The organism is Pseudoalteromonas sp. SWXJ133, from assembly GCF_015864365.1.
Taxonomy (GTDB): domain Bacteria; phylum Pseudomonadota; class Gammaproteobacteria; order Enterobacterales; family Alteromonadaceae; genus Pseudoalteromonas; species Pseudoalteromonas arctica.
In genome coordinates this window covers 1-20,833 of the sequence record NZ_JADYXJ010000020.1, presented here as the reverse complement: position 1 = coordinate 20,833, position 20,833 = coordinate 1, and the positions used below count along the sequence as shown (strand labels likewise).

Genomic DNA, 20,833 nt, shown 5'->3' with positions numbered 1-20,833 from the left:
AACTGCATATAAAAAATGCCCAAGGAGAATATCTACTTGGGCATTTTTTATGAAACTTTACCAATCTTAGTTTTTATAAAACTGACTGTCTTTGGTTATGGTAATACTGACATCTTCCTGCGCTGTTACAATAAATTGTAACTTACTCACTTTACGCTCAATACCGTAACCATCGGCTGTTACAGTAACGGGGACTCTTTTCATCGCACCCGGTTGTACAAGCGTAGATCTCGGACTTGAGAGCGTTGCTCCTGGTAAACCCTCTATGGCAATACTGTAATGCAGTGCTTGCTGAGTTTTATTAATAATAGTAAGTGTATAAGGGTTTTCTACAAGGCCCTCGTAGTTCACTCTGTAGAGCGCATTCCTATCGCGTAGTACTGAGGCTTCTATTGGTGTACGTTGCAGCATCCATGCAAACATCGAAATCATTAACAAAGCCGTTAATGCGCCGTATCCTACTAGTTTTAACCTAAATGGATTGGTTTTTTTACCTTCCATTTGTTTTTCACTGGCGTATTTAATTAAGCCTTTTTCGTAACCAAATTTCTCCATGGTATCGTCGCAGGCATCAATACATAAGCCACAGTTTATACATTCATATTGCAATCCATTTCGAATGTCTATTCCTGCAGGGCATACCTCTACACACAAGTTACAGTCTACACAGTCACCTAAGTTAAGCTCTTTTGGATCAGCTTTGCGTTTACGTGGCCCTCGGCTTTCACCTCGCTCGTTATCATATGTAACAAGCAACGTATCTTTATCAAACATAACAGCCTGAAAACGAGAATAAGGGCAAGCAATTGTGCACATTTTTTCGCGTAAAAACCCTGCATTGCCATAAGTACAAAAAGCGAATAAAAACACCCAAAAGCTCGTTATACCTGACCATTCAAACGTAAGCATTTCCATATACAAACTTTTTGCCGGAATAAAATACGCCATAAACGAGGTGGCGGTTAAAACGGAAATAACAATCCACGCACTGTGCTTAGTAATTTTTTTGCGCCAAGTACTTAACGTCCACTGAGATTTATCTAATTTAATTCGCTGATTTCGAGTGCCTTCAATGCGCTGCTCTACCCACGAAAACATGAGCATCCATATTGTTTGCGGGCATGTATAACCACACCAAACCCGACCAAGCCAGTTAGTTACAAAAAATAATGCAAAAGCCCCCACCATAAATAGCAGGGCTAAAATCATAAAATCTTGAGGAAGGAGTGTTAGACCAAAAATAGTAAAAGTTTGCGTTGCCACATCAAGCAGCACAGCTTGTTGTCCGTTGAATTGGATCCACGGTATTGCAATAAAAGTTAGCATTAACAGCCAACCTAAATTACGGCGTATGCGCTGAAAAAATCCTTTTTGCTCGCGGATATAAATTGGCCCTTCGGTGTTATAGGGCTTAATGATCATGTCTTCTTCTTTAATATCAAACTTCATAGTACTTGCTTCATAATGACGGGTATTATGCAAGTAAATGCAACTTTCAGACCAAACTGAAACTTTAACTATGCCATTGATAATAAACAGCTTATTTCAGCGAATAAAAACAAAATTCGCGATATTAAGCGCATTTCGCGATATATCACGAATTTTTAGTAATCCCTAACTTTCGCATTTTTGAGCGTAGTGTACTCTCAGGTAAGCCCAGTTTAACGGCCGCTCCTTTATCTCCCGATATTTGCCAGTGCGATAACGCGAGAACAGAGGTTATATGCTGCTTTTGAGCCTCATCGAGCGTAAGCGAAGGGTTAATAACTACTTCACCACCCGCTTGCAAAGGCTGACTTAGCTGTAAAACAGCCTGATTAGATAAAATAGCTTCGCGTTCAAGTACATTTTGCAGCTCTCTAATATTGCCTGGCCAATTGTAGGCTTGCAGCTGTGTAATTGCTTTTTTACTTAGCCCTTTTAAGTGTTTACCCAGTCGTTTATTTATCTGCGCAATTAAATTAGCGCATAAATAAGGAATATCCTCTTTTCGATCTTTAAGGGCGGGTACTTTTATAGGAAATACATTAAGCCGATAATACAAATCAATTCTAAACGTGCCTTTTTGTACCATTTCCCACAGGTCGCGGTTAGTCGCTGCAATCACTCTAATATTTACTTTTAGCGTATTGCTGCCACCCACACGTTCAAACTCTTGTTCTTGCAGGACTCTCAGTAATTTACTTTGCGCTTCAAGTGGAAGCTCTGCTATTTCATCTAAAAACAAGGTGCCTTTATCAGCAAGTTCAAAACGCCCTTTACGGCGTTCATTTGCACCTGTAAACGCGCCTTTTTCATGGCCAAAAAGTTCCGATTCTAGCAAACTTGGGGTAAATGCGGCGCAATTTACTTTTATAAAGGCTTGTTCGCTACGCTTGCTTAGTCGATACAAATTACGAGCTACTAATTCTTTACCCGTGCCATTTTCGCCAAGTATAAGCACTGTGCTGTCGGTTTCACTTACCAGTTTTATTTGATCTAACATGGTTTGAAATATATGACTTTGTCCAACTAGCCCTGAGTCTTGCCAATCTTCGTTAAGTTCTGCAATTAAGTAGTTGTTTTCATCTTTTAGCTGCTCACTTAAATGCTTTACTTGCTCAAGTGCCTCTTGCAGTGCATTTTGTGTTTGCTGTTGCAGTGATATGTCGCGAAATATCGCTACAGCACCAATTAACTCATCATTTTGATAAACCGGTGTTGAGGTGTATTCTACTGCAAATGAGCTACCGTCTTTACGCCAAAAAACTTCATTTTTAACTTCACGACGCTTTCCGTCAAACATGGTGCAGTAAATTTGGCATTCATCAGCGGGATAAGGTGTGCCATCAGCATGAGTATGGTGATGATATTGATGTATTTTTTTACCTAATAGTTCCTCAGCGCACCAGCCTGTCATGCGCTCAGCGGCAGGATTAACAAACACCGCATTACCCGACAGGTCAAAACCGTATATGCCCTCACCTACTGCGTTTAGCAATAATTTAGGATCGTTTAAAAATTGTTTTATCATAAATGCACCTCGCGAAATATCGCGAGCATTATGGCAATTTTATACATTAAGTGCACTCATTACTTAAAATGCACTTACGTGTAAATTAAAACGCTATAAATAGTGCTGAAATAGCGTTTTTACATCTATTTTTGCACCTAGCCTTGCGGCTATTAAGTAAAGCCCTGCAAGTTTTCGGTGAATAAATAGCGCATCAACGGGCGGTGTATGCCATTGCTGAGATTGCCCACTAAGAGCAAGCCCTGCATTTTTAATTTTGAGCGCTAGTTCGCTATTTTTAAAATCAAATTCCCCCTCTGCTCTCAGTGGCTCGCACGCCATTAAGAATAAATCAATGACGTTGTTTTTATATTCATCAACTAAGTCATTTTTAAAATAACCAATGTGTGAAGCCGCTCTAAGTACACCTTCTCTGTTGTTTTCACTACCCGCTTTAAATAAAGCTAAATAAGCGCGGCTAAGCTCGGTTGATATTTCTCGCGTTGCACCAAAATCAAACAAAACAATTTTTTGTGTATCAAGCTGATAATGAAAGTTGGCAAAGTTAGGGTCTGTTTGAATGAGTTTAAATTCAAACATCTCTTTAAAAAACAAATCAATTAGCTGTGCTGCAACAAAGCTTTTCTGTTTATTAGGTAGCTCTGTAATACTCTCAATTGGCTCAGCCTTTATATATTCCATCGTAAGTACTTGCTGCGTACTATGCTCTGGATATACGTTAGGTACTTTAAAATGGGGATTAGTTGCTAATGCATTTTTATAACGTGTTAAATAATCAGCCTCCAGCTTATAATCAGCTTCGGCCAATAACTGAGCTTTGGCTTCACTAATAAGCGGTTTAATATTAAGATCTTTTGGCAATAATCGAGAAAGCGTTAATAACGAAATAACATTGTCGACATCGCTCACAACACTTTTTGCAATACCAGGATATTGAATTTTAACAGCCAGTTGCTCACCATTCTCCTTATAAGCTAAATGTACTTGCCCAATAGAAGCCGCAGCAAAAGGTCTTAATTCAATATGAGAAAAACGCGCTAGCCAGTCATCCCCCCATTGCTCTTTTAATACCTCTACAAGTTGCTTATGAGGCATTGGGTTGGCATCTGAGCGTAGCAAAGCAAGTAATTGAGCTAATTCAGGACTGAGCAAGTCACCGGCATCCATTGAGAGTAATTGCCCTAGCTTCATTGCAGCACCACGTAAATGTGAGAGCTGTGTAGCTAGTTTTTCAATATTTTTAGGTTGTAGTAATAAACTTTTGTTATCCCAACCTTTGCCCGTTAGTGCGCTCTTAGCACCATCAACTAGCATGTTGGTTGCAACACCTGTTGCTAGTGAGCCTAATTTTGCAAAGCGAGAAAGTCGAGAGGTGGGAACAGTTCGAGGAGCCGCCATAATATTAAAACCTTATTAGCCTGAGAGTCAGGCTAATAAGTACGTATATTTTAAGTAGGTCGATCTACTTATAAACTAGGTACTAGCTTAATTGCGCCTTCAACAATTTGTATATCAAGCGGTAGCTTGCTTAATAAAACCATTTTAGGATCGTCCATATTTAATGTATAAACAGGATTTACTGCTAAAAAGGCATTAATTACTTCCATTGCTTGGCTATCAAGTGCGCCTAAATTACCGCTAAAACCACCGGCATCTACACTCGAATCAAGTAACTTAATATTACGTAAAAACACCGCATTTTTCTCACTGTCGTAAAATGGGCTGCCTTCAATTTGAAGCTGTAAACGTACTGGGTATTTTAACGCAAAAGCGTTAATTTCTGCGCTTGTGTCAGCACCAAGTACAACCACATCACGATTTTCTGGACCAATGTTTACGCTCAAATCATTTACATCAAACTGAACTGGTAAGCCCATTAAGCTCACTTTTTCACTTAGTTTTGGTAATTGCTTACTAAGTACAGACTCAACCTCTGAGTTAGTAAATGAATATACTGATATGCCTTGCGTGGTATTACAAGCAGTTAAAAATAACGCTGCAATAATAACTAAAATTCTCATGAGAACCCTTTTATTTATAATGAAGTAATGATGCTTATAAAAAAGCCGCTATTAAAGCGGCTTATTAAAATACTAACCAGTATATATTAAGCTGCAAGTATCGCTTTAAGTCGCATTAGTGTGTCAGGTTCAACTGAACCACCACTGAGCGCTAGTAACTGTTTTAAATAATAGTTTAAATCAGCATGTTCGCCACGATGTTTGTCATCTAGCATGGCTACTTGTTCTGCCATTCTAAGTGACTTATCAGTTGAGCTTACGTTCGCTAGTATTTCCATGCGCGTAATAAGCTGTTCAGTATTTAATGTTGTTTTAAGCGGTGCTTGGTACTGACTTGGTAACGCTTCATTGTTCTCAAGTGCTGTAATTAGTGCATCTAAATTAGCTTGCTCTGATTTGCTTGTAAGCAATGCAAGTTTATCGTCAATGGCCGCTAGTAGCTTAGTCACTTTTGGCGCTAACGATCTAAATTGCGTGTACCCTTTCACTTTTGTTTCTAGGTCGTGTAGCTGCGCTCTTTGATTTACATCGCTAAGTGCTGCTTCAAGCTCAGCAAGTTCTGCAACGGCTTGTTTATCTGACTCATTTTGATCAAGTTTTTGCTGCTCAAATTCACTACTGCGCTTAGTAAATGTTTCATCGTTAAATTGACGAAATTTTTGCCATAACGCATTTTCAGCTTTCAAGCCTGCAAAACCAATGGTTTGCCATTGTTGCTGCATTTGCTTCAACTCTTGGCATGCAGCGGCTAAATCATCACTGTGTGACAGCTGCTCTGCTTTTTCTACTAACTCATTTTTAAGTGCAGCATTACTTTTATGAAATGCATTTAATAAAGCCAGTACTTGCTGTTGCTCATTTTTATAACGATCGTTTAATGTACGGTATGTTTTAGGATCAACTTTACCTACACTGCGCCACGCTTTGTTTAAACGATTGTATTGGCTTTCATATTGCTTCCAATCAAAATCATCCTCAGCAGTAGGCTGTAAATGAAGTGCATGCATATCGCTAATAATACTTTCGCGTTGTGCTTTAGATGCTTCGCGTTGTACTTCTTGCTCTGCGAAGTAACTACGACAAGGTGCAAATAACAGCTCGATTTTTTCATCAAACTGAGTGCCTTGTTGCTTCTCTTCGTCTGTATCTAAACGACCTAACTCATTCCAACGTTTACGTAGTGCTTTTACCTGCTCAGCACGTTGTTGTGGGTCAGTACACTCTTCACTTACTAATGCGCTTACTTCTTCTAATAAAGCTTCACGCTTTGGTGCAGCAGCGTATTTTTGCCAATCTTTAGCGTCTGCAAGTTGCGCTTCAAGCTCTGCTTTTATGTTTACAAGCGGCTGTTGGTATTGTTCAGTAAGGGTATTAAATAACTCTTCAAACCCTTTAAATACGCCAAAAGCAACATTAAAACGACCTTCTTCAATTAGGCGTTTAACATCACGTGCTTTGCGTTTTGCTTGGCTTTGATTTTTTTCAAGCGGCTTAACGAGTTCATTCATTGGTGCTAAAAATTGCTTTTTATGCGTGTTTAGCTGTGTTTTAAACGTACTTTGCAGTGCGCCATCTAATATATTTAAATGATTACGCGCTGCTTTAAAGCCATTGTTAAACTCAGTTAAAGTAACATCGTACTGCGCTAAGTCTTCTGCTGGTTTAATTTCACACAATGCTGTAAAAGCGAGCTTGTACTCTTTAATGGCAGCGGTTAGCTCAGGTAGCTTAGCAACTTGAGTAAATAACTTTTCTAACTTACTTACAGCAAGTTTTGATTGCGTGTTATTAGCAAGCTCTGTTTCGCTAATAGCGTGCTTAGCTTGCGCTACTTTTGCATCAAGCCAATCTTGTTGAATTTGCTCTGGCGTTTCAAGACCAAGTTGTAAGGCATTTTCAATTTCTTCGCTTAACGCTTCAAGCGTTGCAAGTGCTAGTAATTGGCGCTGTTGTTGCGCTAATTGTTGCTGCTCTTTATCGTGTATCGCTTTTAGCTGCTCAATGTGTGCATCTAACTTAGTGGTAATCGAAGTATATTTTTCATCAAGCAACTTAACACGGTCATCACTTAACCATTTAAGCTCAAGTGCTTGCCACTGAGCCATTAGCTCGCCCGCTTGTGGATTAACAACACCAAAGTCTGTTTTTTCACGCAAAGCATTTAACTTCGCTAAAATAATACGTGTTGCACCCTCTACTTCAAGTGGCTTTTCTATTGCTAGACGTTCATTTTCAATATGCGTTTCAAGTGCTGTTTTTGCGCCACCCTTTGCATGTTTTACTAATGGCTTAATTAATTGATGAGTAATAACAAGTTCAACTAATTGACTTTGTAGCTCTTCGCTACCTTCTTTAAATGCTTTTTCTACTAGTTTTGGATTTGCTAAACGTTTTAATAATTTAACGCGTACTTGCAGCTCTTTTTCTGCAAACGCTAACTTTTCTAGTGTTTTTACTGGCGCAAAGCGCTCAATATATTCATTTTTAATTTGCGGTGTTAGTGCACTTTCGCTATTTAAAACAGCATTTGATATTTGCAGCTCTGCTATATCTTTTAATGCCTGATCTTGTTTATACGCTTTCCACCAAAGTGGTAAATCGTTTACTTTTTGTAGTGCTTTGCGGCGTATTTCAGCTGAGCTATCTTCAAGTGCTAACGTGTTTAATATGGTTGCATCACGTTCAATGTCTAATTTTTCGATAGCATCAAGACGTACTTGTTGCTTAGGGTGTTTCCACTTCGGTGTAAAAAGGTGCTTAAAGATCATGTTCACTAAACCTAGCTATTTCGTTGTCTGATTTGAATTCTTTTTGTAGTTGAGCTTTTGTCTTTTGGATCATTTCACCATTAGCACCAATCGTAAATTGCTCATTAGATTGAGCCACCTTTGCTTGATACAACATAACCAACTGCACTGTTTGTTGCTTTTGCTCATCTGATAAAACGGTGCCGTCTGGCCATTTGCCAGTAGAAGCACCGTATTGTAAGCGTTCGAATAATTCGGGAGTAATATTTTGTACAAGATTGTCGATATTCATGTCATTTTTTCTTTTTTAGAGTCACTAAAATAATACGGTTTATAATATACCAAATACAACCTACGCCAATTGCGGCAGTATAAGCATACCACTGAAGCGTTTCTTCTTGCGGTTGTAAAAAGTACAAACAGAAAAAACCACCTAAAAATAAGATAAGCGCCAAAAAGGAGTGATTTAGAAACATCTGCTTTTTTTTAATTCGCTGTTCGCGTTGAAGCTGTAAAACTTGCTCGTCGTTTAGCTCTGCAATGTTACTTTCACAATGCGGACATTGTTTATGTTTATCTGAAATTGATTTTGCACATTTTGGGCAACGAATAATCGCCATACTTCTCTCCATACTACGCATAAAAAAAGCGCCTTTCGGCGCCTTTATTGTACTTGTTTTATTTCTCGTTGTCTTTTTTGAATTTAAACCAATAAGTGATTTAGAAACGATAAACATCCAAGTTACTCACTAAGTTTAATTACTCAGCGTCTTTTGACTGTTTTGCTAGGCGTTTTTCCCAAAAAGTGGCATTTTTAATGCCTAATTTAACTGGGTCAAATATGATTTTTCCGCCCTTTTTCTTCTGTTCTTCATAATCACTTAAACATAATAAAGCAGGCTTAGCTACGAAGAAAATAGCTAAAATACCTAATATGTTAATCCAAGCCATTAAGCCAACGCCAATATCACCAATAGTCCAAATATAACCTGAATTGTTGACCATGCCGTATGCAACCATAAACATAATCACAAATTTCACGATAACAAGCGGAATACTGCCTTTAAAATAACGATTTAAGTAAGCAATATTAGTTTCTGCAATAAAGTAATAAGCAAGTATTGTAGTAAAGGCAAAGAAGAATAATGCAATACCCACAAATGCTTGTCCAAAACTGCCAAATACACTAAATAAAGCCATTTGAGTAAAGGCTGCTGAGCCTACTTCAGTGGCTGCATCAACATTTTGTACAATAAACTGTCCTGCTGGTAACTCACCCACAACATTGTATTGCTGCGTTATTAAAATCATCAACGCTGTTGCTGTACACACAAAAATAGTATCAACATAAACAGAAAAGGCTTGTACTAACCCCTGTTGAGCAGGATGATCTACTTCTGCAGCAGCTGCTGCATGAGGCCCAGTACCTTGGCCTGCTTCATTAGAATATATACCACGTTTGACGCCCCAACCAATAGCAGCACCAAAACCGGCCTGCGCAGTAAATGCATCACTAATAATTAAATAAAATATATCGCCCACTTTATCTAAGTTTATAAATACAACGATTAGTGCTAATACTATGTAACCAAGCGCCATAAATGGCACTACAATTTGCGTAAAATTCGCAATACGCTTTATACCGCCAAAAATAATAAATGCTAAAACAATAAGGATAATTGCCAATGCGACTAACTTAAAGCTGCCTACGTCACCAAAGCTAGTAGTGACCATATTTCCATCGCCAAATACTTGGGTAAACGCATTACCTACCGCATTTGCTTGTACGCCGGGCAGAAAAACACCACAGGCAATAATTGCCGAAACAGCAAATAACACAGCTAGCCATTTTTGCCCTAAACAACGGTCAAAATAATATGCTGGGCCACCACGATATTGCCCGTTTTCTTCTGTTTTATAAATTTGGCCTAAAGTAGATTCTGCGTATGCGGTACTTGCTCCTAGAAAAGCAACAACCCACATCCAAAAAATAGCACCTGGCCCACCAAAACCGATAGCTGCTGCAACACCTGCGATATTACCTACACCTACTCGTCCAGATAACGATACTGCAAGGGCTTGAAAAGATGAGATACCTTTATCTGACGTGTTAGGACTAAATAATAGTTTACACATTTCTTTAAAATGTCTAACTTGAGCAAATCGAGTTAACACTGAATAAAACAAGCCTGCGCCTAGGCATAAATAGATGAGTGCATTACTCCAAACAACATCATTAACAGCGCTTACAAAAGCTTCCATGGATATCCTCTATAGTTATATTTATTATTTTTAATTACGAGACTCAGCTTTAGCTACTACGCAACATAAGTTTCACGAAATAAGGTTTTACCTTTCCCGTCCCGACTCATTATTTAATTAATCTTAACTTAAGTACCCCAACCTTGTTAACACTTAATTTTCAAAATATCTAATTACGTAGCTATTGTAATGCACCACGTCAGTTGTATTTAAATGAAAGTAGATTGATTTGTACCGATACGGTGATGATACGCGGCGAAGAAACGTTAAAAACGTTTTGGAATGAAGTTGCTATATGATTATTATTTTTTGTAAAAGGGGGTTTACTAAAAGTAAAAAGGGCATCAAAACTATTGATACCCTTCAAATAAACGTTTTATCTTAAATTATCAACAACATTAACAATAGCCGCTAATGTATCTTGACCAAACTGATATGAACGACGGTCAGACCAGCCGTAATCTGGATCTGGTAAATCGTTGTTATCTTTAAATGGCATTTCAATTGTGTACGTTAATGCTTTAAATTCTTCAGCTGTAGCTGATGAGCCTACTGTAAGGTTAGCTTGGCCGGGCTCATCTTTTGGATAGCCATGTTCATCTTGAAACTCTGGAGTAATAGTTAAAAGCGCTGCTTTAAAGCTATCTTCTAGGCCTTTAAGGCGTGCATCGTAACTTGGAATACCTTCACTGCCTGCAACAAAGTTATACGGGATAGCTTCATCACCGTGTATATCAAGGTGCATATCTAGGCCAGCTTCACGCATTTTATTAAGTACTAGGTAAACTTCAGGGCTATTTTCCATGCTTGGTGTTTGCCATTCACGATTTAAGTTAACACCTTTAGCATTAGTACGCAGATGTCCGCGTGCGCTGCCGTCAGGGTTCATATTTGGTACAACGTAAAATACTGCTTTAGATAATAGTGCAGCTGCATGTGGGTCTTCGTCATCAAGTAATTTGTGCAATAGCCCTTCTACATACCACTGCGCCATTGTTTCACCTGGATGTTGACGTGCTGTGATCCAGATGTTTTTCTTATCTTCACTTGGCTCACCAATTTTAAGCACACTCATATCGCGGCCATCTAGTGTTTCACCGAGCGTTATTAGTTGGCAAGCGCCTTGGCTTTGTGCCCAAGACAATAAATCTAAATGACGGTCGTAACTGTATGGTGCAAAGTAAGCAAAATATACGCTGCCGCACTCTGGTTCAATTTCAAAGCTTAATGTGCCATTTTCATAGTTTGATGGTACACGAAACCATGTTTGACGGTCATATGATGCAACGGCTTGATACCCTTCCCAACCATCTGGGTAAGCTGATTTATCAAGCTCATTAATATTTAACTTATGCAATTGGTAAGGTGTTGTTTCAAGACGAAAGTGAAACCACTGATAAAATTCAGACTGGTGATCTTTATTAATTTCTAATTGAATATTTAAAGGATCGGTGGCTTCAATAACTTTGATATTACCACTGTCGAAATTGCTGCTGATTTTCATGAAAAAACCTTTAGGTTGAATAAGTTTATCTGCTTATTAATTCACAGAACTGACATTATTTTGTAAATAGTAAAACGAATGTGCATTTTCTTAATTAAAGCCTATCACAAGGCATACGCTTTAAAAATAATACACGACCAAAAAAGCCAGCAACATGCTGGCTTTTAAGTCACTGCAAATAAATTAGCGAGGTAAGCTTGGGAATGACACTTCGGCCATATCGCGCATACAACGAACTACTTGGCAGCTGTAACCAAACTCATTGTCGTACCATACATATAAAACAATACGGTTATCTTCAACAATCGTTGCTTGTGAATCAACAACACCTGCGTAACGGCTACCTACTAAATCGGTAGAAACAATTTCCGTTGATGCTGTGTAATCAATTTGGTCACGTAAGTCTGAATGAAGTGCAGTATCGCGTAAAAATGCGTTTAGCTCTTCAACTGATGTGCTTGTTGCTAAGTTAAGGTTCAAAATAGCTAGCGACACATTAGGTGTAGGTACGCGGATTGCGTTACCTGTTAATTTGCCTTCAAGCTCTGGTAATGCTTTTGAAACCGCTTTTGCAGCCCCTGTCTCAGTAATTACCATGTTAAGTGCTGCGGCACGGCCACGGCGCTCTGCTTTGTGGTAGTTATCAATAAGGTTTTGATCGTTCGTGTACGAGTGTACAGTTTCAACATGGCCATTATTAATACCAAACTTATCGTTTAGTGCTTTAAGCGTTGGTGTAATTGCATTGGTTGTACAGCTTGCTGCACAAACAATTTTATCTTCGGGTAAAATATCTTTGTTATTAACACCATATACGATGTTTTTGATATTACCTTTTGCAGGAGCTGTTAATAATACTTTTGCAGCGCCCTTACACTCTAGATGCTGGCCAAGGCCCGCTTCGTCTTTCCAAATACCGGTGTTATCAACAATTAATGCATTGTCGATACCGTATTGAGTGTAATCAATTTCGCTAGGAGAGTTGGCGTAAATAACCTGAATGTAGCTACCGTTGGCTTTAATTGCGTTACGTTCTTTATCAATAGTGATTGAGCCATTGAATGGACCGTGAATTGAATCACGACGCAGTAAGCTTGCACGCTTTTCAAGATCACCATCTTTACCGCCACGCACAACAATAGCGCGCAAACGTAAATCTGAATATGGACCTGATTTTTCAATTAATAAACGCGCTAGTAAACGACCAATACGACCAAAACCATACAATACAACATCGCGTGGTTCTTTCGCTGGTAAGTCAGCTATTTCTGCAAGTTCATCTTTTACAAATTCTTCTACTGAGCGGCCTTTTGCAGCTTCAGTGAACAAATAACTATATGCAAGCTTACCAATATCAATACGTGCAGAGTTTAATTCCATTTTGCTGATAGCTTCTAAAAATGGGAAGCTTTCACGCAAACGTAATTTAGTGCCTTCAAACTGAGCAACGGTTTTGTGAGATTTGATAATATCTATAGTACTGGCATTTACGAGAGGACGGCCATATACAGCGATTTCAATACCACGATTACGGTAAAGTTTACCAATGATTGGTTGCATGCTTTCTGCGTAATCTTGGCGCTCTTGCCAACTATTTGTGTATTCTAACTCGTGAGATGAGGTCATTTTATTTACCTAAGTTTATCATTTTGAACGGATAGCCTTTAAAAATGCACTATATTTTGAGAGTAATGCACTTCAGGCTGGGCTATTCTAATTTAATCTGAAGTTATTCTCTACTGTTAGGCGTTAAATGATTGCGTTAGAATAACAAGGTAGATATTCATTTGGGGTTAAGGGATGCTTAAAAAAGCAAGTGTACTATTGGGTTTGCTAACGTTGACAGGGTGTGAAGAGCCCTTGACACTCGCACAAGTGTGCAAAGAAACACCTGGCTTTTGTAGCGACTTAAACAAAGACAGTCACTGCAAGGATGAGCGTTCTGATGTAATTATCAAACGTTACATAGAATACAAAGACCCTACTGATGAAAATAAATACCAATTACTCAAAGACTTTGAATCCTATAACCAATGTATAACTGTGGCTGCCAAAATTGAACATATTAAGTTAAAAGCTAAAAAAACGTCACGTATTGACGGTCAATTAACGAGCATTAAAGAAATGACTCGGTTATACCAAGATACCCAAAATACGAACCATCCAGGTTTGCTCTACTACCAATGGTCACGAAATAATAACCAAAACGCACTGACTAAATTATTGGCGATAGAAAATGACAAAAGTGTAACTCAAAGTGCCAAAATGCAATTTTTTTTAGCATCGTACTATATTAAGTTCGACGATGAAAAAACCATCGATTTGCTTTATAAAACTCTAGAGCTCAATAAAAAAGACAACGTACCGAATCCTGAAGTGTATACATCACTTATTAGTCTTTTTTATAAACATGATAAATTTAAGCATGCATATATATTTTCTAAAGTAGCGCAAATGTCGGGGATTGAAAATATTGACGTGTTTGAAATTGAGCAGCAATTAATAACGAATGGTAAAAGCTTAGACAGCCTAGATGTACTTGCAGAGCAAACATTTCAGCAAATAATGGCAGGTGATTTTGTATCTCCTCGAGAGTTTTAATTTATAATCGCAAAAATAACCTAATACCAATCTGCTTATATATGGGGTCTATTTAACGTTAAGGAAATTACGCTAGAACTAGGCAAAAATTTTTGTATCTAGTTGTTCTAAATAAAACATTTTTAACGACGTTATAGTGCAATTTAATTCGTTAAATTGATCAAAGATTTATGCAGGTTGGTATAATTTAATAACTAGGTTATTCAGGCAAATAAAAAGGCAGCTTACGCTGCCTTTTTTTATTTTGCTTTGCTTGTGCCCACTTCTACGCGGGTTTTAAGCTTTTGACCTGGTCGAAAAGTCACCACGCGACGTGCCGAAATAGGAATATCTTCGCCTGTTTTCGGGTTGCGGCCTGGTCTTTCTTTTTTGTCTCGAAGATCAAAGTTACCAAATCCAGAGAGCTTAACCTGCTCGCCTTTTTCTAGCGCTGAGCGGATTTCTTCAAAAAACGCTTCAACTAAATCTTTGGCATCTTTTTTATTGATCCCGAGCTTTTCAAATAGGTGTTCAGCTATGTCGGCTTTAGTAAGCGCCATATCTAGTCCCTCAACGATGCATTAAACTGTTCGGCCAATTCGGCCACCACGTTATCAACTACTAGATTGATATCTTTCTCTTCGAGTGTTCTATCAACCGCTTGCAGTGTTAGAGCAATCGCCAAACTCTTATAATTTGGCTCAATACCTTTGCCCTTATACACATCGAATAAGTTTAGGTCAACCAATTGATTTCCGCCAACTTTTTCGATCACGCTTAAAATGTCGCCAGATTTAACGCTGTCTGCCACTAAAATCGCGATGTCGCGGCGATTTGAAGGGAATTTAGACACCCCTTCTGCTTGCGGTAAATTTCTTTTTTCTATTGCTGACATTTCAATTTCAAAAACAAAAGTTGCGTTGTTGATATCTAACGACTTTTGAGCTTGAGGATGTAAAGCACCAAAAAAACCAACCTTTTTGCCATCAACATATATTACAGCTGATTGACCAGGGTGAAGTCCATCTGACTGCTCGGCTTTAATTTCAAAGCGAGTAACGTCATTAGTAATTGCAAGTAAGGCTTCAACATCACCCTTTAAATCGTAAAAATCAACGTTACGTTTTTCTTCAACCCAATGTTCACCATTTACAAGACCCGTAATAACGCCGCCAATAACCGGTACTTGGTAAACACCATTTTCTGCACTTTCGTCGCTTATAAATTTAAGACCATGTTCGAATAAACGAATACGAGGCTGTTGGCGATTTTGGTTATACGCTACAGACGCTAATAAACCCGGCATTAAACTTACACGCATCGCTGACATTTCAATTGAAATAGGATGCGGTAATACCATTGCTTTACACTCTGGGTGTAAAATAGCTTGAGCTTTAGGGTCTACAAAACTGTATGTAATTGCTTCTTGGTAACCACGAGTCACTAGCGTATTACGAAATTTGCTAAGCGCAATAGTTGCTTCGTTATGCGTGGTCATTTTAAGTTTTGCCGTTGGTGCAACATTTGGAATACTGTTGTAACCGTAAACACGTGCTACTTCTTCAATTAAATCTTCTTCGATGCGAATATCAAAACGGTAGCTTGGTACGTCCGCACTCCAGCTTTCATTTTCTACTTTAACATCAAGACCTAAACGCGTAAGAATGTCAGTTACTTTAGCATCTTCAATATGATGACCAATAACACGGTCTAAACGCGCACGACGAAGACGTACTTCAGTCACTTTTGGTAGTTTATCAGCCGCTACAGCTTCAACAACTGGACCTGCTTGACCACCTACAATCTCAAGTAGAAGTGCTGTTGCACGTTCCATCGCATCATGTTGTAGAGCAAAATCAACACCGCGTTCATAACGGTGTGAAGCATCAGTGTGTAAACCGTAGCTACGTGCTTGCCCTGCAATTGCTACAGGATTAAAGAACGCGCTTTCAAGTAATATATCAGATGTTTTATCTGTAACACCTGATTGCTCACCACCAAAAATACCCGCTATTGCAAGTGCTTTATTATGATCGGCTATCACAAGTGTTGTCTCGTTTAGTTTAGCGGTATTACCGTCTAGTAAAACAAGTTCTTCACCTGCGTTTGCACTACGAACTTTAATACCACCTTCAATCGCATTTAAATCAAACGCGTGCATTGGGTGACCAAGTTCAAGTAATACATAGTTAGTAACATCAACTACAGGGTCGATTGATCGTACGCCACTACGACGTAGCTTTTCAACCATCCAAAGCGGTGTTTCTGCATCAAGATTAATGCCTTTTATCACACGACCAAGGTAACGAGGACATGCATCTTCGTTAACTAGCTCAATTGATACTTTATCATCAATTGTTGGAGTAACCGCAGGGATATCTAATACATTTACGTCAATACTGTTTAACACACCTACTTCACGTGCAAGGCCTTTAATACCTAAACAGTCGCCACGGTTTGGCGTTAAATCAACATCAATAATATTATCGTCAAGACCTAGGTAATCACGTAAATCAGTGCCAATTGGTGCGTCGCTTGGTAATTCCATAATGCCGTCGCCTTCTTCGCTAATACCTAGCTCAACAAAAGCACATAGCATTCCGTTTGAAGGTTGACCGCGTAGTTTGGCTTTTTTAATCTTAAAGTCACCAGGCAGTACAGCGCCTACAGTTGCAACAGCAACCTTAATACCTAAACGACAATTTGGTGCACCACACACGATATCAAGTAGCTCATCGCCACCTACGTTAATTTTGGTAACACGCAGTTTATCTGCATCAGGGTGTTGTCCACATTCAACAACTTCACCCACAACTACACCATTAAATTTGGCAGCAGCAGGCTCTACACCATCAACTTCTAGACCAGCCATTGAAAGCTGTTCCGAAAGAGCTTGCGTATCAATAGCAGGATTAACCCACTCTCTTAACCACTTTTCACTAAATTTCATTTTATTATTTCACTCTTAACGGAACTGGTTCAGGAATTTTAAGTCATTTTCGAAAAATGCACGCAAATCGTTTACGCCATAGCGCAACATAGTTAAACGCTCTACACCCATGCCAAAAGCAAAGCCGGTGTATTTTTCTGGGTCAATGCCCACAGACTTAAGTACATTTGGATGTACCATGCCGCAGCCTAGTACTTCTAACCACTTACCGTCTTTACCCATAACATCTACTTCAGCCGAAGGTTCTGTAAACGGGAAGAATGAAGGACGGAAACGAATTTCCATATCTTCTTCAAAGAAGTTACGTAAAAAATCATGCAAAATACCCTTAAGCTCAGTAAAGCTAACATCGGTATCAACCATCAAACCTTCAACCTGATGGAACATAGGTGTATGTGTTTGATCGTAGTCGTTACGATATACACGCCCAGGTGAAATAATGCGCAGTGGTGGCTGCTCAGTTTCCATAGTACGAATTTGCACGCCACTTGTTTGTGTACGTAGTACTAATTTAGGATTGAAATAAAAGGTATCGTGGTCAGCACGAGCAGGATGATGCTCAGGAATATTTAGCGCATCAAAGTTATGAAAATCGTCTTCGATTTCTGGACCTGATTTAACTTCAAATCCTAACTCACCAAAAAAGCTTTCTATACGCTCAATAGTGCGCGTAACTGGGTGTAAACCGCCAGCAGGCATAACACGCCCTGGTAGTGTTACATCTATAGTTTCAGCAGCTAGTTTTTCTTCAAGTGCCTTACCTGCTAACAATTCACGCTTTTCGTTAATAGCAGCTTGTACATCTTGTTTAGCTTGGTTTATAACTTGGCCCGCTTCTTTACGTTCTTCAGGTGCTATTTTACCTAACGTTTTAAGTAAGCTAGTAATTTCGCCTTTTTTACCAAGGTAATTAACCCTGATATCTTCTAACTGCGCTATTTCACTGGCACTGGCTACCGCCTCAAGTGCTTGCGCTAATATGTTTTCTAAGTTCATTCGATACCTGATCTTTCACAGAAGGTGATTGCTTAAGAGCGTGTTGGCCTTTCAAGATTGCTTTACAACAGTGTTATTGGTTCTTAAACGAGGCTAAGCACTGCGGTGTAGTTTCCTACATCATCATGCTGTAACGCAAAATAAAGACCAAATACATGCTGCCTGAAGTGCTTTACTGTGGGAGGCTTATTTTTTTGTTGCTCGGATTTTGTATACAAATACTATGCTACAAACCTTGCGACGTGATTAAAAACACTCTTAAGTAAAACAAATTCCAATCAGGAAAGGTAAACACGCTCTGATAATAGCTTATGATAACTGAAAGCAGGGTCTAGATTCTAGACCTACTAGAGCTTTAACGTTGATTTTATAAAAGGAATAGTTAATTTTCGTTGTGCGGCCATCGATGCATGATCTAATTTATCGAGTACATCTAATAAAGCACGCATATCACGACTTAAACGCGTTAATAAAAAGCGTGCACACTCATCACTTAATTCAAGGCCACGCATATGAGCGCGCTTAACAAGTGCTTGGGCTTTATCGTCATCACTCATAGAGCGAATTTGAAAAGTTGTACCCCACGTTAAACGAGATTCTAAGTCGGGCAGCGTAATATTAAGCATACTTGGAAGTAAATCGGCAGTTACTACTAACATTTTACCAGGCTCGTTAAATCGGTTAAAAAAGTTAAATAGTGCTTTTTCCCATGCATCATTGCCTGCAACTAAATGCACGTCATCAATACATAGAACATCAAGTGCTTCTAAACCGTCTAATACCATAGGTCCAAAGTCAATTACTTCGCGCATAGACAGCAGCATATTAGATAGGCCACGCTCTTGTGCTTTAATGCAGGTTGCATACAAAAGGTGAGACTTACCCGAATCACCTAACCCACATAGATAAGTGTACTGAAAAGTTTTTGGTAGCTTCGAGAAGCTATCTTTTAAATGATTAACCTCTAAGGAGTCTTCACCACCAAAGTACGATGCAAATGTTTCGTCATCCGGTAAGGTAACCGGTAATGCCATTTGCATCGGCTCAGACATTATCATTATGGCGTTACCCATTGATACTCTAAGCTATTTTTATCGACAACATGATAAAAAGCGCGCGGATCCTCATAATCTTTAAATGAGGAGTCTAACCCCAGCCCTTTTTTAAGATCGCTTAGATTACCAGTGTGATTTAGTTTAAATTCTACAAATTCTGGTGTTTTACGAACAATTTTAACTTGCGTTACAACGCTTAAGTTCAATAATCTTTGTTTTGCTAATTCAACATCAACAAAACTTTGCGTGCCTTTTAATGTTAGCGTGGCCGCGGCTTGTTCATAATAAGCATTTGGATCAATAGCGTACTCGCTTGCAAGGCCACGTGCTAGGGTATCGATCATTTGGCTCACTATTTGCTGCTTATCACCGGTTAATCTATTTGAATCAAATTGGTCATCATTAGTAAAACGCCAATCTAAAATCCAATTTTCGCTATCTGCTTCTTTATACATTCTTGCTGTAATACTTCGCTCAGCACTGTAGCGTCTAGAGGCCTCTTCTACTGGTTCTGAAAAGTTACCCCATACCTCAGGAATACCTACTAAACGTCTATCTTGTAAATCAAGTAATGGCACAACGACAGGTAGACCACGGCGTCCTGCTTTGTCATAAATTAACTGCTCTAATTGCGGGTAACTTTCTTGTGTTACTAATTCTCTGCGCCAATTGTCTTCAATACCTAACCATATTGCGACTAATGGCCGTTGTACTCCCCACAGAGGTAAATTTAACTCTTTGATTAACGCATTGATCTTTCGAGCTTCAAATTTAACAACGAGTTTCAATTGTCCATTTACTCTCTCGTCATATTCAAACTTGAGCATATAGTCAGAAATATCTTTAGTGCGTTGCTGTGCTAATTTATTTTGATCCGCAGTTTCATCTCCGCTTACTTTCACTAAAACATTGAGCAAAGCTTTACGACTCGCAGCTAATCGAGTGTCTCGTGTTTTGTCATCCACTTTTAAAATATCTTGATATAGATCAGTTACTTCAACTGCCGACACAGAAAAACAAAATAAAATGGATATGGCGCTAATTAATAATCTATACACAGGCTGTTAGTTCTTGGTTTTAAACTGATTTGATCCTAAATCAAAGACAGTAACAAAGCAAAATTAAATTTGTTATCTAAGGAAATGAAAGTAATTAGCTTTTATAGAAAGTAAAAAAGATTAAATATGAATAAGATAGTTGAGTGAGTTGTACGCTATTCACCTACATTTAACTTTACTACACTTTTCAAAACGCGAACCTCTCGGGTTTAGTTAGATCATGAAGGTATTTAATGTAAGTACTTGATGATTTTATGGTATAGATTATTCGTTATTCGCTCGCATTTAACCTTTCTTCAGACGTAAAAAATCGTTAGATACGGGCTCTCTACAATGTGAAGTCGGTGGGCTACGCAGTAGGATGTCGTAGTGCCCACAGCAGTGGAAAGTCACAGTGAAAATGCTATTGTATTCGCCGACTGGGGTATTAAGGGATTTTGCTGTGATTTTAACGGCGGGAGTCGCTTCGCTCGCCCGACCTACGTGATGCGTGTTGATGTGAGTGCGCATTAATTACACGTATTTTACTTTTCTGCAGACGTAAAAAAGCCCGAATCGTTAGATTCGGGCTTTCTACAATTTGAAGCCTGGTAATGTCCTACTTTCACATAGCAAATGCTACACTATCATCGGCGCTGTTTCGTTTC

At 38.8% G+C, this 20,833-nt stretch carries 16 protein-coding genes; 1 reads left to right on the top strand and 15 read right to left on the bottom strand.

Annotated elements, in window-relative coordinates:
- Positions 1–66: 66 nt before the first annotated feature.
- From ccoG to I6F40_RS14045, 10 genes are all read right to left on the bottom strand, one after another.
- Positions 67–1,449 (bottom strand): cytochrome c oxidase accessory protein CcoG, encoded by a 1,383-nt coding sequence (gene ccoG / locus I6F40_RS14090; protein ID WP_197193079.1) that lies wholly within the window; start codon positions 1,447–1,449, stop codon positions 67–69.
- Between the two features lie 145 nt (positions 1,450–1,594).
- Positions 1,595–3,013: a sigma-54 interaction domain-containing protein gene (locus I6F40_RS14085; RefSeq protein ID WP_197193078.1), complete on the bottom strand. Its 1,419-nt coding sequence runs from the start codon at positions 3,011–3,013 to the stop codon at positions 1,595–1,597.
- A gap of 93 nt (positions 3,014–3,106) precedes the next feature.
- Complete coding sequence (locus tag I6F40_RS14080; RefSeq protein WP_197193077.1) at positions 3,107–4,411, bottom strand: ABC1 kinase family protein; 1,305 nt, start codon at positions 4,409–4,411, stop codon at positions 3,107–3,109.
- A 68-nt stretch (positions 4,412–4,479) separates the two neighbouring features.
- Positions 4,480–5,034: a DUF1439 domain-containing protein gene (locus I6F40_RS14075; protein ID WP_165728869.1), complete on the bottom strand. Its 555-nt coding sequence runs from the start codon at positions 5,032–5,034 to the stop codon at positions 4,480–4,482.
- An 86-nt stretch (positions 5,035–5,120) separates the two neighbouring features.
- Positions 5,121–7,802: a DUF349 domain-containing protein gene (locus I6F40_RS14070; protein WP_197193076.1), complete on the bottom strand. Its 2,682-nt coding sequence runs from the start codon at positions 7,800–7,802 to the stop codon at positions 5,121–5,123.
- Entirely contained in the window at positions 7,792–8,073 is a 282-nt protein-coding gene (locus I6F40_RS14065) for a YeaC family protein (protein WP_007378333.1), read from the bottom strand. The genes I6F40_RS14070 and I6F40_RS14065 overlap by 11 nt, the downstream gene beginning before the upstream one ends.
- 1 nt (position 8,074) lies before the next feature.
- Positions 8,075–8,401 carry a hypothetical protein gene (locus I6F40_RS14060; RefSeq protein ID WP_024593065.1) on the bottom strand — a complete coding sequence of 109 codons (327 nt, stop codon included), beginning with the start codon at positions 8,399–8,401 and terminating at the stop codon, positions 8,075–8,077.
- A gap of 139 nt (positions 8,402–8,540) precedes the next feature.
- Positions 8,541–10,043, bottom strand: a complete 1,503-nt coding sequence (locus I6F40_RS14055) for an alanine/glycine:cation symporter family protein (RefSeq protein ID WP_197193075.1) — start codon at positions 10,041–10,043, stop codon at positions 8,541–8,543.
- A 376-nt stretch (positions 10,044–10,419) separates the two neighbouring features.
- Positions 10,420–11,547 (bottom strand): M14 family metallopeptidase, encoded by a 1,128-nt coding sequence (locus tag I6F40_RS14050; RefSeq protein ID WP_165728872.1) that lies wholly within the window; start codon positions 11,545–11,547, stop codon positions 10,420–10,422.
- Positions 11,548–11,730: 183 nt separating this feature from the next.
- On the bottom strand, positions 11,731–13,173 hold the full coding sequence (locus tag I6F40_RS14045; protein ID WP_007580346.1) for a glyceraldehyde-3-phosphate dehydrogenase: 1,443 nt from the start codon (positions 13,171–13,173) through the stop codon (positions 11,731–11,733).
- A 174-nt stretch (positions 13,174–13,347) separates the two neighbouring features.
- Here I6F40_RS14045 and I6F40_RS14040 point away from each other — a divergent pair, with 174 nt between their 5' ends.
- Complete coding sequence (locus I6F40_RS14040; protein ID WP_197193074.1) at positions 13,348–14,148, top strand: DUF2989 domain-containing protein; 801 nt, start codon at positions 13,348–13,350, stop codon at positions 14,146–14,148.
- Between the two features lie 239 nt (positions 14,149–14,387).
- On the opposite strand, the gene ihfA is transcribed toward I6F40_RS14040, so the two are convergent.
- The 5 genes from ihfA to I6F40_RS14015 form a co-directional block, all read right to left on the bottom strand.
- The gene (ihfA, locus tag I6F40_RS14035) at positions 14,388–14,687 is read right to left on the bottom strand and encodes an integration host factor subunit alpha (protein ID WP_002960690.1); all 300 of its coding nucleotides are present in this window, start codon (positions 14,685–14,687) and stop codon (positions 14,388–14,390) included.
- A gap of 2 nt (positions 14,688–14,689) precedes the next feature.
- On the bottom strand, positions 14,690–17,077 hold the full coding sequence (pheT, locus tag I6F40_RS14030; protein ID WP_197193073.1) for a phenylalanine--tRNA ligase subunit beta: 2,388 nt from the start codon (positions 17,075–17,077) through the stop codon (positions 14,690–14,692).
- A 15-nt stretch (positions 17,078–17,092) separates the two neighbouring features.
- Positions 17,093–18,073 (bottom strand): phenylalanine--tRNA ligase subunit alpha, encoded by a 981-nt coding sequence (pheS, locus tag I6F40_RS14025; RefSeq protein WP_197193072.1) that lies wholly within the window; start codon positions 18,071–18,073, stop codon positions 17,093–17,095.
- Between the two features lie 347 nt (positions 18,074–18,420).
- Positions 18,421–19,131 (bottom strand): DnaA regulatory inactivator Hda, encoded by a 711-nt coding sequence (gene hda / locus I6F40_RS14020; protein WP_197193114.1) that lies wholly within the window; start codon positions 19,129–19,131, stop codon positions 18,421–18,423.
- The gene (locus I6F40_RS14015; RefSeq protein WP_197193071.1) at positions 19,131–20,186 is read right to left on the bottom strand and encodes a DUF2066 domain-containing protein; all 1,056 of its coding nucleotides are present in this window, start codon (positions 20,184–20,186) and stop codon (positions 19,131–19,133) included. The genes hda and I6F40_RS14015 overlap by 1 nt, the downstream gene beginning before the upstream one ends.
- Positions 20,187–20,833: the final 647 nt, after the last annotated feature.

Coding starts and splice junctions, on each gene's coding strand:
- ccoG (WP_197193079.1), bottom strand. CDS start 1,449: ATGAAGTTTGATATTAAAGAAGAAGACATGATCATTAAGCCCTATAAC.
- I6F40_RS14085 (WP_197193078.1), bottom strand. CDS start 3,013: ATGATAAAACAATTTTTAAACGATCCTAAATTATTGCTAAACGCAGTA.
- I6F40_RS14080 (WP_197193077.1), bottom strand. CDS start 4,411: ATGGCGGCTCCTCGAACTGTTCCCACCTCTCGACTTTCTCGCTTTGCA.
- I6F40_RS14075 (WP_165728869.1), bottom strand. CDS start 5,034: ATGAGAATTTTAGTTATTATTGCAGCGTTATTTTTAACTGCTTGTAAT.
- I6F40_RS14070 (WP_197193076.1), bottom strand. CDS start 7,802: ATGATCTTTAAGCACCTTTTTACACCGAAGTGGAAACACCCTAAGCAA.
- I6F40_RS14065 (WP_007378333.1), bottom strand. CDS start 8,073: ATGAATATCGACAATCTTGTACAAAATATTACTCCCGAATTATTCGAA.
- I6F40_RS14060 (WP_024593065.1), bottom strand. CDS start 8,401: ATGGCGATTATTCGTTGCCCAAAATGTGCAAAATCAATTTCAGATAAA.
- I6F40_RS14055 (WP_197193075.1), bottom strand. CDS start 10,043: ATGGAAGCTTTTGTAAGCGCTGTTAATGATGTTGTTTGGAGTAATGCA.
- I6F40_RS14050 (WP_165728872.1), bottom strand. CDS start 11,547: ATGAAAATCAGCAGCAATTTCGACAGTGGTAATATCAAAGTTATTGAA.
- I6F40_RS14045 (WP_007580346.1), bottom strand. CDS start 13,173: ATGACCTCATCTCACGAGTTAGAATACACAAATAGTTGGCAAGAGCGC.
- I6F40_RS14040 (WP_197193074.1), top strand. CDS start 13,348: ATGCTTAAAAAAGCAAGTGTACTATTGGGTTTGCTAACGTTGACAGGG.
- ihfA (WP_002960690.1), bottom strand. CDS start 14,687: ATGGCGCTTACTAAAGCCGACATAGCTGAACACCTATTTGAAAAGCTC.
- pheT (WP_197193073.1), bottom strand. CDS start 17,077: ATGAAATTTAGTGAAAAGTGGTTAAGAGAGTGGGTTAATCCTGCTATT.
- pheS (WP_197193072.1), bottom strand. CDS start 18,073: ATGAACTTAGAAAACATATTAGCGCAAGCACTTGAGGCGGTAGCCAGT.
- hda (WP_197193114.1), bottom strand. CDS start 19,131: ATGATAATGTCTGAGCCGATGCAAATGGCATTACCGGTTACCTTACCG.